Annotated in this window: 12 protein-coding genes; 10 read left to right on the top strand and 2 right to left on the bottom strand. The window is 70.6% G+C overall.

Annotation, left to right across the window (positions count from 1 at the left end; translation table 11 throughout):
* Window positions 1-24 precede the first annotated feature (24 nt).
* From G545_RS0108735 to G545_RS0108695, 9 genes are all read left to right on the top strand, one after another.
* Window positions 25-771, top strand: coding sequence for a helix-turn-helix domain-containing protein (locus tag G545_RS0108735; protein ID WP_027070043.1), 747 nt, complete (start codon window positions 25-27; stop codon window positions 769-771).
* A gap of 130 nt (window positions 772-901) precedes the next feature.
* A complete protein-coding gene (locus tag G545_RS0108730) occupies window positions 902-3202 on the top strand; it encodes a nitric-oxide reductase large subunit (protein ID WP_027070042.1) in 2301 nt (766 codons plus the stop codon).
* Between the two features lie 141 nt (window positions 3203-3343).
* A complete protein-coding gene (locus G545_RS0108725; protein WP_027070041.1) occupies window positions 3344-4573 on the top strand; it encodes an NnrS family protein in 1230 nt (409 codons plus the stop codon).
* Between the two features lie 19 nt (window positions 4574-4592).
* Window positions 4593-4994 (top strand): SirB2 family protein, encoded by a 402-nt coding sequence (locus G545_RS0108720; protein WP_027070040.1) that lies wholly within the window; start codon window positions 4593-4595, stop codon window positions 4992-4994.
* Window positions 4978-6957, top strand: coding sequence for a pyridoxal phosphate-dependent decarboxylase family protein (locus G545_RS0108715; RefSeq protein WP_081677807.1), 1980 nt, complete (start codon window positions 4978-4980; stop codon window positions 6955-6957). The genes G545_RS0108720 and G545_RS0108715 overlap by 17 nt, the downstream gene beginning before the upstream one ends.
* Window positions 6954-8042 carry a PLP-dependent cysteine synthase family protein gene (locus G545_RS0108710; RefSeq protein WP_027070038.1) on the top strand — a complete coding sequence of 363 codons (1089 nt, stop codon included), beginning with the start codon at window positions 6954-6956 and terminating at the stop codon, window positions 8040-8042. Before G545_RS0108715 ends, G545_RS0108710 begins: the two co-directional genes overlap by 4 nt.
* Before the next feature lie 105 nt (window positions 8043-8147).
* Complete coding sequence (locus G545_RS0108705; RefSeq protein WP_027070037.1) at window positions 8148-9635, top strand: UbiD family decarboxylase; 1488 nt, start codon at window positions 8148-8150, stop codon at window positions 9633-9635.
* Window positions 9636-9702: 67 nt separating this feature from the next.
* A complete protein-coding gene (gene ubiU, locus G545_RS0108700; RefSeq protein WP_027070036.1) occupies window positions 9703-10701 on the top strand; it encodes a ubiquinone anaerobic biosynthesis protein UbiU in 999 nt (332 codons plus the stop codon).
* Between the two features lie 19 nt (window positions 10702-10720).
* A complete protein-coding gene (locus G545_RS0108695) occupies window positions 10721-11623 on the top strand; it encodes a U32 family peptidase (protein WP_027070035.1) in 903 nt (300 codons plus the stop codon).
* Window positions 11624-11638: 15 nt separating this feature from the next.
* Here the strand turns inward: G545_RS0108695 and ubiT are convergent, their stop codons facing one another.
* Window positions 11639-12502 (bottom strand): ubiquinone anaerobic biosynthesis accessory factor UbiT, encoded by an 864-nt coding sequence (gene ubiT, locus G545_RS15350; protein WP_027070034.1) that lies wholly within the window; start codon window positions 12500-12502, stop codon window positions 11639-11641.
* 86 nt (window positions 12503-12588) lie between these two features.
* Window positions 12589-12942, bottom strand: coding sequence for a 6-carboxytetrahydropterin synthase QueD (gene queD, locus G545_RS0108685; protein ID WP_027070033.1), 354 nt, complete (start codon window positions 12940-12942; stop codon window positions 12589-12591).
* A 63-nt stretch (window positions 12943-13005) separates the two neighbouring features.
* On the opposite strand from queD, the gene G545_RS0108680 reads away from it, so the two are divergent.
* Window positions 13006-13785, top strand: a complete 780-nt coding sequence (locus G545_RS0108680) for a helix-turn-helix domain-containing protein (RefSeq protein ID WP_027070032.1) — start codon at window positions 13006-13008, stop codon at window positions 13783-13785.

Here is a 13785-nt window from a genome sequence, read left to right as displayed (position 1 = left end):
CCGCACGGGGGTTGCCCGGTGGCGCTGACGCCCTTCCCGCGCCAGGACGTGCGTACGCTCGCCGATGACGGCGACGAGTACCGGTTCTGCTCGACCTGTGCCTTCTCCCAGGCCTGCCTGGACGAGGGCATGGACAAGAGCGGCCTGCGCGACCTGCACATGCTGGTCGAGCACACCGGCCCGCTACATGCCGGCGACCACATCTTCCGCGAGGGCGATCCGTTCGAGGCGATTGCCGCCGTACGCGCGGGGACGGTCAAGACCTACATGATCGACCGCGACGGCCGCGAGCACGTGCTGGGCTTCTTCCTGCCCGGCGAGGTGATCGGCCTGGACGGCATCGACGGCGACCGCTACCCGGTCAACGCGGTCGCGCTGGACACGGTCATGCTGTGCCGCTTCTCATTCCCGAAGATCTCGGTGCTGGCGACCCAGCTGCCCGGGTTGCAGCGCCACCTGTTCCGGCTGCTCAGCCGCGACATCGGCCGCGCCGCCCTGCTGGCCGGGGACTGGACGGCCGACCAGCGCATGGCCGCGTTCCTGGTCGGCCTGTCGCGGCGCCTCGCCGCCCGCGGCTTCTCGCCCAACCGCTTCCAGCTGACGATGCCGCGCACCGACATCGCCAACTACCTGCGGCTGGCGCCGGAGACCGTCAGCCGGGTGCTCAAGCGCTTCCAGCGCGATGGCCTGGTCCAGGTCGACCGGCGCGACCTGGAGCTTGCCGACCGCGACCGGCTGGAAGAGCTGGCCGGGCCGGTGCTACGCAGCTGATGCCCCCCTGCCGGATCGTGCACCCCGGCAGAACCTTTCGAACCCCAAACGCCAGCTGACTTGATCCAGGTCAGCCCGGCCGCGCGCGCCCGGAACCAGACTTCCGCAACCTTTTCCGGGAGAGCGCACCATGGATACGACGAGGCGATTGTGGATGGGGCTCGGCGCCCTGCTCATCGTCAGTTTCGGGATCATGCTTTGGATCGGGCGGGACATCTACCAGACCGCGCCCCCCATTCCGGAGCAGGTCGTCACCGAGAGCGGGCGGGTGGTCTACACCCGCGAGGACATCGAGACCGGCCGCCAGGTGTGGCAGAGCATCGGCGGGCACCACAACGGCTCGATCTGGGGCCACGGGGCCCTGCTCGCGCCCGACTGGTCGGCCGAGTGGCTGCATCGCGAACTCGTCGCCATCCTCGACATGCGGGCGCGCGAGCAGTTCGGCATGGCGTACGCCGAGCTCGACGAGGGCGAAAAGGCAAGGCTGGAGGCGCAGCTGCGGCCCCGGTTCCGCGCCAACACCTACGACCCGGCCACGGGGACGATCACCATCACCGACGAGCGCGCGGCGGCGATCGACACCGTCGCCGCGCACTACATGAGCGTGTTCTCCGACGACCCGGCCACCGCCGACCTGCGCGAAGCCTACGCGCTGCGCGAGAACCCGGTGCCGGAGGCGGAACACCGCCGGCAGATGACCGCGTTCTTCTTCTGGGCGTCGTGGGCGACCGGGACCGAGCGTGGCGACGACACCGGGCTGACCTACACCCACAACTTCCCGCACGAGCCGCTGATCGGCAACACGCCCAGCGCCAGCAGCTTCATGTGGTCGATGTTCTCGATCCTGTTCATGATCGCGGGCATCGGCCTGCTCGGGTGGCACTACGCCGTCTGGCATGGCCGTGAGCCCAAGGTGGAACCGCCGCTGCAGGATCCGTCGCTCAGCATCGTGGTCACCCCCTCGATGCGAGCCATCGGCAAGTACTTCTGGCTGGTGATGGCCCTGTTCCTGACCCAGATCCTCCTGGGCGCGACCACCGCGCACTACCAGGTCGAAGGCCAGGAGGCGTACGGCTTCGCCCTGGCGGAGATCCTGCCCTACGCCCTGACCCGCACCTGGCACACGCAGCTGGCGATCCTGTGGATCGCGGTCGCCTGGCTGGCGACCGGCCTGTACCTCGCGCCGGCGATGTCAGGGCACGAGCCGAAGTTCCAGCGCGCCGGCGTCAACTTCCTGTTCGCCTGCCTGATCATCATCGTGGTGGGGGCGTTCGCCGGGCAGTGGTTCGCGGTGATGCAGAAGCTCGGGCTGGCCCACAACTTCTGGTTCGGCCACCAGGGCTGGGAGTACACCGACATCGGCCGCTTCTGGCAGATCTTCCTGTTCATCGGCCTGCTGCTGTGGCTGGTGCTGATGGGCCGGGCGCTGTGGCCGGCCCTGCGGCGCAAGAGCGAGATCACCTCCATCGCCGGGCTGTTCTTCCTCTCCACGGTCGCGATCGCGCTGTTGTTCGGCGCCGGCCTGATGTGGCGCGAGAGCACCCACATCTCGATCATCACCTACTGGCGCTTCTGGATCGTGCACCTGTGGGTCGAGGGCTTCTTCGAAGTCTTCGCGGTCGCGGTGATCAGCTTCATCTTCGTGCGCCTGGGCCTGGTGCGCGGCAAGTCGGCGACGATCAACGTGCTGTTCGCCACCATCGTGTTCATGGCCGGCGGCGTGCTGGGGATGTTCCACCACCTGTACTTCGCCGGCGTCACCACGGGCATCATCGCCCTGGGCGCGAGCATCTCGGCGCTGGAGGTGGTGCCGCTGGCGCTGATCGGCCTGGAGGCCTACGACACGTGGAAGAACGGGCGCGCCACGCCGTGGATGGCGCGCTACAAGTGGCCGATCCTGTTCTTCATCGCGGTCAGCTTCTGGAACCTGGTGGGCGCCGGCCTGCTCGGCTTCCTGATCAACACCCCGCTGGCGCTGTTCTACATGCAGGGCACCAACCTGACCGCGGCCCACGGGCACACGGCGCTGTTCGGCGTCTACGGCATGCTCGGCATCGGCCTGATGCTGTACTGCCTGCGCGGCATGCGGCCCGAGCGCCGCTGGCTCAACGGCCTGCTGAGCGGTGCGTTCTGGAGCTTCAACATCGGTCTGGCGCTGATGACGGTGCTCACCCTGCTGCCGATGGGCGTGCTGCAGCTGGAGGCCAACCTGACGCACGGCTACTGGTATGCGCGCTCGGCGGAGTTCATGACCCGGCCGATCATCGACGTGCTGGTCTGGCTGCGGGTGCCCGGCGATACGGTGCTGGCGATCGGCGCGTTCCTGGTCGCGCTGTTCGTGATCTCGCTGTGGCTGGGTCCGCGCCCGGTGTCGGAGGCCTCGCGGCAGCAGCGCGAACTTGCCCGGATCCGCGGGCAGGAAGCCGGCTGACGGGCGGCTCGCGGTAAGCGCCGGGTGCGAGCCCGGCTTGGAGAGGGGCGGCCACGGCCGCCCCTTTTCCATGGTTCGTGGGGACCGGTCCCTGACATGGATCAATGCGCCGGCCACTCCGCCGTTGCGACACTGCACGGCATGAACAGCCTTCCATCGCAAGGACGTCCCTCGCCGCGCCTGCTCGGTGCCGCACCCCATCGGCTGATGTTCTTCGTCGGTTCCAGCAACCTGCTGCTGGCCATGGCCTGGTGGGCCGCCTGGCTGGTATCAGCCCGCTGGCCCGGCGTGCTGCAGATGCACCAGCCCGATCCCTACGCCGGCTGGCTGCACGCCTTCATCATGCAGTACCAAGTGCTGCCGAGCTTCTTCTTCGGTTTCCTGCTGACGACCTTCCCGAAGTGGATGGGTCAGCCGGAGTTCGAGCGCTGGCGCTATGCGCCGGTGGGCGTCGGCCTGATGGGCGGGCAGCTCGCCACCCTGTTGGGCGTGCTCGGCTGGGAGGCGGGCATCACCGTCGGCCTGTGGATGACCATCGCCGGCTGGCTGGCCGGCGTGGCCACGCTGGCGCCGCTGACCTGGCGCGAGGCCGGCACCACCTGGCATGCACGCTCGTGCCTGGCCGCGCTGCTGCTGGGCCTGGTCGGGCTGGCAGCCTGGACGGCGGCGATGCTCGGCGCCAGCGCCATGTGGGTGATGGCCAGCATCAAGCTGGGCACTTTCGGGCTGCTGCTGCCGGTGTACTTCACCGTCGCCCACCGGATGTTCCCGTTCTTCGCCAGCCGCGTGGTGCCCGGCTACGAGGCCTGGCGCCCGTTCTGGCTGCTGGCGGCGATGTGGCCGCTGGTGCTGGGGCACATGCTGCTGGAGCTGTTCCATGCCTACGGCTGGCTCTGGCTGGTGGACCTGCCGCTGCTGGCGCTCAGCGCGCTGATGCTGTGGAAGTGGTGGCCGCGCGGCGACAAGCCCGGGCTGCTGACGGTGCTGTTCGTTGGCCTCGCCTGGCTGCCGCTGGCCTTCGCCCTGTACACCACGCAGTCGATCGCCTACGAACTGACCGGCGTGTATTGGCTCGGCCGCGGCCCGGCGCATGCGCTGTTCGTCGGCTTCTTCGGCAGCGTGCTGGTGGCCATGGTTACCCGGGTCACCCAGGGGCACGCGGGCCAGAAGCTGTACATGCCGGCGGTGGCCTGGTTCGCCTTCGTCGCCATCCAGGTGGTCGCTGCGGCCCGGGTACTGGCGGAGGCGCTTCCGGACATGCTGGCCTGGCACGCGATCGCGGCGGTGGGCTGGCTGGTCGCCTTCCTGCCGTGGGTGCTGCGCCTGGGGCGGATCTACCTCAGCCCGCGTGCGGACGGCCGCCCCGGATGACGAACCAGGACGCTCTTCGATGATCGAGTTCTATCCCCAGATCAAGCACGCCCATGTCGGATTGGCCCTGCTCAGCGGCGCGTTCTTCGCCGTGCGTGGGCTGGCCGCCATCGCCGGCATGCGCTGGCCGCGCTGGACCGCGGTACGCATCACCAGCTACGTCATCGACACGGGCCTGCTGACCGCCGCGTTGATGCTGCTGACCCTGCTGCCCAGCGCGTTCTTCGCCAACGGCTGGCTCACCGCCAAGCTCGTGCTGCTGGTGCTGTACATCGTGCTAGGCGTGTTCGCGATGCGCCGCGCCGCCGGGCGAGGCGCGCGCATTGCGTGCTACGTCGCGGCGCTGGCGACCTTCGGCATGGTCTACACCATCGCTCGCGCACACCATCCGCTGGGGTTCCTGCATGGCGTCGTCGGCTGAGGCACGGCTTGCGGCGGTGCCCGCTCCGGAGGCGGGGCCGGACGGTCTGCACGCGATGTTCCTCGGGCCGTACGCAGAGAACGACAGCCTGCTCGAGAAACTGGTGCTGGAGTTCCTTCGCGACCACGTCTACTGGCGACGCAACTTCCACCCCGAGGACCCGCCGGCGATCCCCACCGATGCCGCATCGCGCCCCGGCTACCAGGCGTTCGAGGCGCGGATGCGCCGCGAACTGCACCTGTTGTCGGCCGCGCTGAAGCGTTCGGTACCGTTCCACAGCCCGCGCTATGTCGGCCACATGGCGTCCGACCTGCTGCTCCCGGGCCTGGCGGCGCAGATCCTCACCCTGCCCTACAACCCCAACAACGTCAGCGAAGACGCCGCGCCGGTCACCATCGACCTGGAAGTCCAGGCGGGCCTGCAGCTGGCCAGGATGGTCGGCTATCCCGACGATCCGCAGCGGCCCGACTGCGCGTTCGGCCACCTGACCTCCGGCGGGACCCTCGCCAACTACCAGGCGTTGCGGCTCGCACTGGCGTTGAAGGCGTTCCCGGTGGCATTGCGCGCCGCGGGCGTGCCCGCCATCGACGTGCCCGAAGACGACTGGGCCGCGTTCAACCTGGGCCCGGACGCGTCGATCGCGCTGCTGTCGGACTGGACCACCTGGCTGGCCGGCCTGCCCCCGCGCGAGCGCCGGCACTGGAGCGCCGCGCTCGCCGCCGAGCGCGTGGAGACGCTGGGGCTGGTCGACTTCTTCGCCCGGCATCCGCAGCTCAAGGTCCCGAAGGTACTGGCCCCGATCACCGCGCACTACTCGTGGAGCAAGGGACTGAAGCTGCTCGGCCTCGGACGCGACCAGCTGGAGCTGCTCCCCGAACGCGGCATGCGCCTGGACCCGGTCGCGCTGGAGCAGGCGCTGGAGCGCTGCCAGCGCGAGCGCCAGCCCGTGCTCATGGCGGTCGCGGTGCTGGGCACCACCGAATACGGCACCGTCGACCCCGTGGATGCGGTGGTCGACGCGCGCGACGAATGGCGTGAGCGGGGGCTGGGATTCAGTGTCCATGTCGATGGCGCCTGGGGCGGCTACCTGGCGTCGCTGTTCCGCAATCCCGACGGCAGCTTCCGCCCGCTGCACGAAGTCCGGCAGGGGTTCCGCCGGTTCCCGCAGCCCGAGGTCCACGCCGCCTTCGCCGCGCTGGGGAGGACGGACTCGGTCACGGTCGATCCGCACAAGCTGGGCTACCTGCCATACGGGGCCGGGGCGTTCATCTGCCGCGACCACCGGGCGACCGCGCTGCTGGCCGAGTCTGCCGACTACGTGTTCCACGAGGACGCGGCGCGCGACGGGCGCTCCGAGGAGTACCTCGCGCGCTACCGCCGGCTCGGCCAGTTCATCCCGGAAGGCTCCAAGTCCGGTGCGGCGGCCGCGGCCGTCTACGTCAGCCACAAGGTGCTGCCGCTCGACCATGCACACTTCGGCCAGTTGCCCCGGCAGACGATCCTGGCAGCCGAGGCCTTCCACGAGGCCGCTGACCGGCTGGCACAGGAGCTGGAGGGCGTCGCGCGCGTCGTGGTGCCCTTCGCCCCGGACAGCAACCTGGTGTGCCTGGCGATCAATCCGCACGGGAACGAGCGGCTGGAGGTCGCCAACGCCTTCGTGCGCGCACTGCACCGGGAGCTGCGTACCGACGGCAGGCAGCCGTTGCAGATGCGGGAGTTCTTCGGCACCACCACCACGCTGCGCCCGCAAGCGGTGGGCGGGGCGGAAATGGCGCGGATCCTGCGGGACGTCGGCCTTGATCCTTCGACACTGGACGAGGAGGGCGATGGCGATGATGATCATCTGTTGATCCTCCGCCATACGCTCATGAACCCGTATCTCGTCGACCACGCCAACGGCATCAGCTATATCGACCGTTACCTGGAGTTCCTCGCGCAGCGCATCCGCGCCCTGCAGGCATGAGGACTCCCGCCAACGCCGCCACCCGCCAGTGGCTGGTCGACGCACTGGCCACCCTGCGCCGCGAGGCAGCCCGCTCGGCCGACACGCACCTGCTGCGGATCGAGTTCCCGGGCTTCCCGAACATCGAGTTCTACTTCAAGGACGAGGCGGCGCACCCGACCGGCAGCCTCAAGCACCGGCTGGCGCGTTCGCTGTACCTGTACGCGCTGTGCAACGGCAAGTTGAGCCCCGGCCAGCCGGTGGTCGATGCCTCCTCGGGCAGCACGGCCATCTCCGAGGCCTGGTTCGCGCGCATGCTGGGGCTGCAGTTCACCGCGGTGATGCCGCGCGCGACCGCTCCACGCAAGATCACCGACGTCGAGGTACTGGGCGGCAAGGTCGACCTGGTCGACGACCCGGGCGAGGTCTACGCGCGCGCCGCCTGGCATGCCGAACGCGGCGCCTGCCACCTGGACCAGTTCGGGCAGGCCGAGCGCGCCACCGACTGGCGCGGCAACAACAACATCGCCGAGTCGATCATCGGCCAGCTCGCGGCCGAACCGCACCCGGATCCGTCGTGGATCGTGTGCGGTGCCGGCACCGGCGGGACCTCGGCCACGATCGGCCGCTACCTGCGTTACCGCGGCCTGCAGACCCGGCTGTGCGTGGCCGAGCCGGAGGGTGCCGCGTTCGCGGTGGGCTGGCGCGCGAACGACCGCAGCATCACCGTCGACCGCCCCGCCGTCATCGAGGGCATCGGCCGCTGCCGGGTCGAGCCAGGCTTCCTGTTCGAGGTCGTCGACGAGGTGATCGAGGTACCCGACGCGGCCTCCATCGCGGCGATGAGGCTGCTGGAAGAACAGATCGGCCGGCGCTATGGCGGCTCGTCGGGCACCAACCTGGTCGCCTGCCTGCAGCTGGCCACCCGCATGCGCGAGCGCGGCGAGGAAGGCAGCATCGTCAGCCTGCTGTGCGACCCGGGCGAGCGCTACGACCAGACGCTGTACTGCCCGGACTGGCTCCGCCGCAACGGGCTGGACCCGGCCCCGGCGGAGAAGGCGCTGCGCGAGACGCTACGAAGCGGGGAGTGGCACCCGCTGGACTGAGGGCACGGCCGGGGCCCGCGGCGTCCGGGGCTGGCTTGACCGCCATCAAGGCACGGCACCGCCGTGGCATGGACGCTGGCGGCCCCTGTGCCGCCGGTGCCCGCCTTGAGCTTCCACGACCTCCGATCGTTCCTGTCCCGTCTCGAGCGTGACGGCCGCCTCGCGCGCGTGGCCGACCCCGTGGACCCTGAACTGGAGTCGACCTCGCTGTGCCTGCGCGCCCTTCGAGTTGGGGGGCCGGCACTGTTGATGGAACGGCCTGTCGGCTCGCGGCACCCGTTCCTGGGCAACCTGTTCGGCCACCGCGAACGCATCGAGGCCGCGCTCGCCGGCCGGCCCCTGGCCAGCCTGCGTGAACTGGGCGAACTGCTGGCCTCGATCCGCGAGCCGCGCTGGCCGTCCAGCCTGCGCCAGGCCCTGTCGAGCTGGCCGGAGCTGGCGCAGCTGGCCCATGTGGCGCCGCGCACGGTCCGCGAGGCGGCCTTCAACGAGCAGGTACTGGAAGGCGGCGACATCGACCTGTCACGCCTGCCGATCCAGCGTTGCTGGCCCGGGGATGCCGGGCGGCTGGTCACGCTCGGACTGGTGATCACCCGCGGCCCGAACAAGCCGCGGCAGAACATCGGCATCTACCGCATGCAGGTGATTGGCCGCGACCGGGTGATCATGCGCTGGCTACCGCATCGCGGCGGCGCGCTGGACTACGCGGAGTGGAAGGCCCTGCACCCGGACCGGCCCTTCCCCGTCCTGGTCGCGATCGGCACCGACCCGGCCACGCTGCTGGCCGCCGTGGCGCCGGTCCCGGACACCTTGTCGGAGTTCGAGTTCGCCGGGCTGCTGCGCGCCGAGCGCACCCGGGTGTGGCACAGCGAGCGCACCGGCCTGGACGCGCCCGCCGGCGCGGAAATCGTGCTGGAGGGCGTGATCCATCCCGGGGAGACCGCACCGGAGGGCCCGTTCGGCGACCACACCGGCTACTACAACGCGCAGGACCACTTCCCGGTGCTGACGCTCGAGCGCATGCGGATGCGCGACGGCGCGATCTACCAGGGCAGCTACATGGGCCGCGCCCCGTTCGACGAGCCCTCGGTGCTGGCAATGGCGCTCAACGAGGTGTTCGTGCCGCTGCTGCGCAAGGTGTTCCCGGAGGTGGTGGACTTCTACCTGCCGCCGGAGGCCTGCTCCTACCGCATCGCCGTGGTGTCGATCCGCAAGCACTACGCGGGCCATGCGCGGCGCATGATGATGGGCGTGTGGTCCTGGCTGCGCCAGTTCACCTACACCAAGTTCGTGGTCGTGGTCGACGACGACATCGACGCGCGCGACTGGTCGCAGGTGCTGTGGGCGATCTCCACCCGGGTCGATCCGGCGCGCGACACGATGCTGGTGGAGAACACCCCGATCGACTACCTCGACTTCGCCAGCCCGGTCGCCGGGCTCGGCTCCAAGCTGGGCATCGATGCCACCAACAAGTGGCCCGGTGAGACCAGCCGCGCCTGGAGCACGCCCATCGCGCTGGACGCGGCAGTCGAACGGCGGGTCGACGCGCTGTGGTCGCGGTTGCGCGTCGCGGCGGATCCTGCCGGGGCCTGACCCAGGTCAAGGACGGGCTTGCTGAACGGGGGCGACCATCCCGGCACCTTCACAGCCGGGGATGGCGATGCAACTGGTATGTCCGGCCGGCAACCTGCCGGCGCTGCAGGCGGCGGTCGACGCGGGGGCCGACGCGGTCTATGCCGGCTTCCGCGACCAGACCAACGCCAGGGCCTTCCCGGGCCTGAACTTCTCCGACGCGGAACTGCAGGCCGGCATGCGCTACGCCCGGGCGAAGGGCGCGAAGGTCTACCTGGCGCTCAACACCTACCCCGACAGCGTGCGCCTGAAGCAATGGCATGCCGCCGTGGACAAGGCGGCCGAACTGGGTGCCGACGCGATCATCGCCGCGGAGATGGCGGTGCTCGACTACGCCGCACGCACCCACCCCGCCATGGCGCGGCACCTTTCCGTGCAGGGTTCGGCGACGACCGAACCGGCGCTGCGCTACGCGTACGAGCGCTTCGGCATCGTCCGCGCGGTACTGCCGCGGGTGCTTTCGATCCAGCAGGTGGAGCGGCTGTGCGAACGTTCGCCGGTGGCGATCGAGGTGTTTGCCTTCGGCAGCCTGTGCATCATGGTCGAGGGCCGCTGCCAGCTTTCCAGCTATGTCACCGGCGCCTCGCCCAACCGGCACGGGGTGTGCTCGCCGGCCGGCTTTGTGCGCTGGGACGAGTTCGCCGACGGCAGCCGCACGGCGCGTCTCAACCACGTGCTGATCGACCGCTTCCAGCCGGCCGAGCCGGCCGGCTATCCGACCGTCTGCAAGGGCCGGTTCGACGTCGGCGGGGAGATCTTCCACGCCCTGGAGGAGCCGACCAGCCTCAACACCCTGGAACTGATCCCGCGGCTGGCCCGGGCGGGAGTGGTGGCGCTCAAGATCGAAGGCCGCCAGCGCGGCGCCGCCTACGTGCGCGCGGTCGCCCGGACCTGGCGCGAGGCGATCGACCGCCACGCCGCCGCGCCCGACCGCTGGGAACCCCGGCCGCAATGGAAGCAGGCGCTGTCCGCGCACGCCGAAGGCCACCAGACCACCCTCGGGCCCTACCACCGCTCCTGGCACTGAGCGCCACGGGAAATCGATGATGAAACTCAGCCTCGGCGCGCTGCAGTACTTCTGGCCGCGCGAAACCACCCTTGCCTTCTACCGCGAAGCCGCCCACTGGCCGGTGGACATCATCTACCTGGGAGAAACGGTCTGCAGCAAGCGCCGCGAACTGGGCACCGAGGACTGGCTGGAGCTCGCCAGGGAACTGGCCGGCAGCGGCAAGCAGGTAGTGCTGTCGAGCCTGGCGCTGATCGAAGCGGAGTCCGAGCTCGGCGTGCTCGAGCGGCTGGTGGCGGACGGCGGCTTCTGGCTGGAGGCCAACGACCTGTCCGCGGTCCAGGTCTGCCGGAATGCGGGCCTGCCCTTCGTCGCCGGGCCCACGCTCAACGTCTACAACCACGATGCATTGGCGATGCTGATGGAGGACGGCCTGCGACGCTGGGTGCCGGGCGTGGAGCAGGGCCACCAGCTGGTCACCGAACTGCGCGATGCGCTGGTGGAAGGCGGTCGGACGATGCCCGAGCTGGAGGTGATCGCCTGGGGCCGGTTGCCCTTGTCGTTCTCGGCACGCTGCTTCACCGCGCGCGCTCTGGACGTGCCAAAGGACCGCTGTGGCTTCCGCTGCATCGACTACCCGGATGGCCTGCCGCTGGCCACGCGCGAGGGCGAATCCTTCCTGCGCATCAACGGCATCCAGGTCCAGGGCGAGGAGATCACCGACCTGGGACCCGAGTTGCCGGAGTTGCGTGCGCTGGGCGTGGACGTGCTGCGGATCTACCCGCAGGCCACGGGCTGCCGCGAAGTGGTCGAGCACTTCGACCTGGCACGCACCTCGCCGGTGGCGCCACCCAGGCTCGGCGCGCGGAACGGCTACTGGCACGGCGAGCCCGGCATGCGGGCCGGGCATTCGCAGCCGGCGCTGGCGGACCCGGCCGGCTGACTGGCCAGCCGCTGGTCAGTGCCCGCGGTGCGCGGCGCGGGCCGCGCGCGCCAGGCGGGCGCCACGGTTGAGCGCGACGCGCAGCCCAAGCGGCACGGACTCCCATGGCAGCCGTTCCAGCAGGTTGCGCACCGTAAGGCCAAGCTCGGTGTCCCCGGTGAGTTCCAGCCGCCGCTGGAAGAACAGCGTGTCGGCGTCTTCGAGCCGGCTGGCCAGCAACAGCAGGTCGGTGGCGTCGCCGCGCACGCTGGCCTCGGCCCCGGCGTCCACCACTTCCAGTACGTCGCCGCGCAGCTCCACCACCCAGGACAGGCCAAGGTCGCGGACCTCGATGCCCAGCCGGCGCCCGCGCATGAAGTCGAGGTCGCCGCCCTCCAGGGACGGCGCAAGGACCCGCGCCATGGCGGATTCGAGCCAGCGCCGTTGGCGGCTGGCGGGGATGGCACGGAACAGCGGTGCCAGCCGGCGCGGCGGCGGGAGCAGGCGCAAGGCGCGGCGGGCGCCGGCGGCGGCCGGCTTCGCTTCGGTGTCGATGTGCATGGTGGAGGCGATGATCCCCCTCCCGGTACCGCCACGGCCTTGATCCAGGTCAGCTCCCAACCCCTGCCGCCTCCGGGCCTCGGCGACGGCGATGGCCTGAAGCGCGCCGGCGGTTACCGGCTCCACCCCGAAGCGTTCCGCCAGCCGCAGCGCGCGTTCCCGCACCCGCGCCTCGCGCTCCGGGTCGCTACCGGGCAGCCCGGCGAAGTGCTTGGCGCGTCCGGCGCGCACCGCCAGGCGGCCGCGCATGCCCAGCAGCGCGAGCTGCAGGGTGTCGATGGCATCGATGGCCGCGCGCACGCCGGCGAGCGCAGGCCGGTGCGGTCCGGGTAGTTGCATGGCGCCTCCTGGCGCCATCATGGCGGGCGCCGGCAGCGCGGTACCTGACGCAGGTCAGGCGAAGGCCAGCTGGTGTCGTGCCCGGCTCAGCCGCGGTAGCGGCACCCCGACGTGCAGGTCTCGTGGACCACCACCTCCGACAGCTGCGGCAGCGCGGGCTTCAGGCGCTCCCAGATCCAGACGGCGAGGCGCTCGCTGGTCGGGTTCTCCAGCCCTTCGATCTCGTTGAGGTAGTGGTGGTCCAGCTGCCGGTACAGCGGCTCGAAGGCGGCCTTGATGTCGGCGTAGTCCATCACCCACTCCGTGCCGGGCTGGAGTTCGCCCTCGACCCGGATCTCGACGCGGAACGAATGGCCGTGCAGGCGGGCGCACTTGTGCCCCTCGGGGACGTTGGGCAGCCGGTGCGCGGCCTCGAGGGTGAATGCCTTGAAGATCTCCATCCGCCGCATTGTAGCCCTGCGCGGCACATGTGCCGGACGGGGCGGCGTGGCACCATTGCGGCAATGGACAGCTCCGCCCCCGCCCGCCATGGGCGCCTCGACCTGGAACGCCTGCGGAGGAATTGCGCGCGCTGCTCCCTGCACCGGCTCTGCGAGCCCGCCGGCATCGGCGCCAGCGAGCTGGAACGCCTGGACCACGTGGTGCGCCGGCGGCGACCGGTCGCCCGCGGCGAGCGCCTGTTCCACGCCGGTGACCCGCTGGGCGCCCTCTTCGTGGGCCGGGAGGGCGCTTTCAAGACGGTGCTGGTGAGCGAGGACGGCGAGGAGCAGGTGCTGGGGTTCCACCTGCCGGGCGAGCTGATCGGCCTGGACGCGCTGGGCAGCGGCCAGCACCGCTGCGAGGCGGTGGCGCTGACCGACGCCAGCGTCTGCGAGGTCCCCTACGAGCGCCTGACCTCGATCGCCATGCAGCTGCCGGAACTGCAGCACCAGTTGCTGCGTATCATCGGCCAGCGCCTGGAGCGCGAGCAGGACCACATCGGCATGCTGGTGCGGCGGCAGGCGGGCGAGCGGATCGCGCTGTTCCTGCACGGGCTGTCGCGGCGCGTGGCGCAGGCCGGCGGCTCGGCGACTTCGCTGGTGCTGCCGATGAGCCGCGACGACATCGGCCACTTCCTCGGGCTTGCGCTGGAAACCGTCAGCCGCGGCTTCAGCCGGCTGCAGGACGAAGGCGTGATCCAGGTGTCGGGCCGGCGCGTGGAGATCCTCGACGCCGACGAGCTCGAGCGCATGGCCAACCGGGAAACCGACACCCCGCGCCTGCAGGCCCGCGGCTCGGCCTGA

It is taken from the genome of Lysobacter defluvii IMMIB APB-9 = DSM 18482, from assembly GCF_000423325.1.
Taxonomy (GTDB): domain Bacteria; phylum Pseudomonadota; class Gammaproteobacteria; order Xanthomonadales; family Xanthomonadaceae; genus Novilysobacter; species Novilysobacter defluvii.
Note: the sequence above shows the minus strand (reverse complement) of the source record. Positions and strands in the feature narration are given on the sequence as shown.

What these genes read in the sequence shown, in the direction of transcription:
- G545_RS0108730 (WP_027070042.1), top strand. Translation starts at nt 902, where the DNA reads ATGGATACGACGAGGCGATTGTGGATGGGGCTCGGCGCCCTGCTCATC.
- G545_RS0108725 (WP_027070041.1), top strand. Translation starts at nt 3,344, where the DNA reads ATGAACAGCCTTCCATCGCAAGGACGTCCCTCGCCGCGCCTGCTCGGT.
- G545_RS0108720 (WP_027070040.1), top strand. Translation starts at nt 4,593, where the DNA reads ATGATCGAGTTCTATCCCCAGATCAAGCACGCCCATGTCGGATTGGCC.
- G545_RS0108715 (WP_081677807.1), top strand. Translation starts at nt 4,978, where the DNA reads ATGGCGTCGTCGGCTGAGGCACGGCTTGCGGCGGTGCCCGCTCCGGAG.
- G545_RS0108710 (WP_027070038.1), top strand. Translation starts at nt 6,954, where the DNA reads ATGAGGACTCCCGCCAACGCCGCCACCCGCCAGTGGCTGGTCGACGCA.
- ubiU (WP_027070036.1), top strand. Translation starts at nt 9,703, where the DNA reads ATGCAACTGGTATGTCCGGCCGGCAACCTGCCGGCGCTGCAGGCGGCG.
- G545_RS0108695 (WP_027070035.1), top strand. Translation starts at nt 10,721, where the DNA reads ATGAAACTCAGCCTCGGCGCGCTGCAGTACTTCTGGCCGCGCGAAACC.
- ubiT (WP_027070034.1), bottom strand. Translation starts at nt 12,502, where the DNA reads ATGCAACTACCCGGACCGCACCGGCCTGCGCTCGCCGGCGTGCGCGCG.
- queD (WP_027070033.1), bottom strand. Translation starts at nt 12,942, where the DNA reads ATGGAGATCTTCAAGGCATTCACCCTCGAGGCCGCGCACCGGCTGCCC.
- G545_RS0108680 (WP_027070032.1), top strand. Translation starts at nt 13,006, where the DNA reads ATGGACAGCTCCGCCCCCGCCCGCCATGGGCGCCTCGACCTGGAACGC.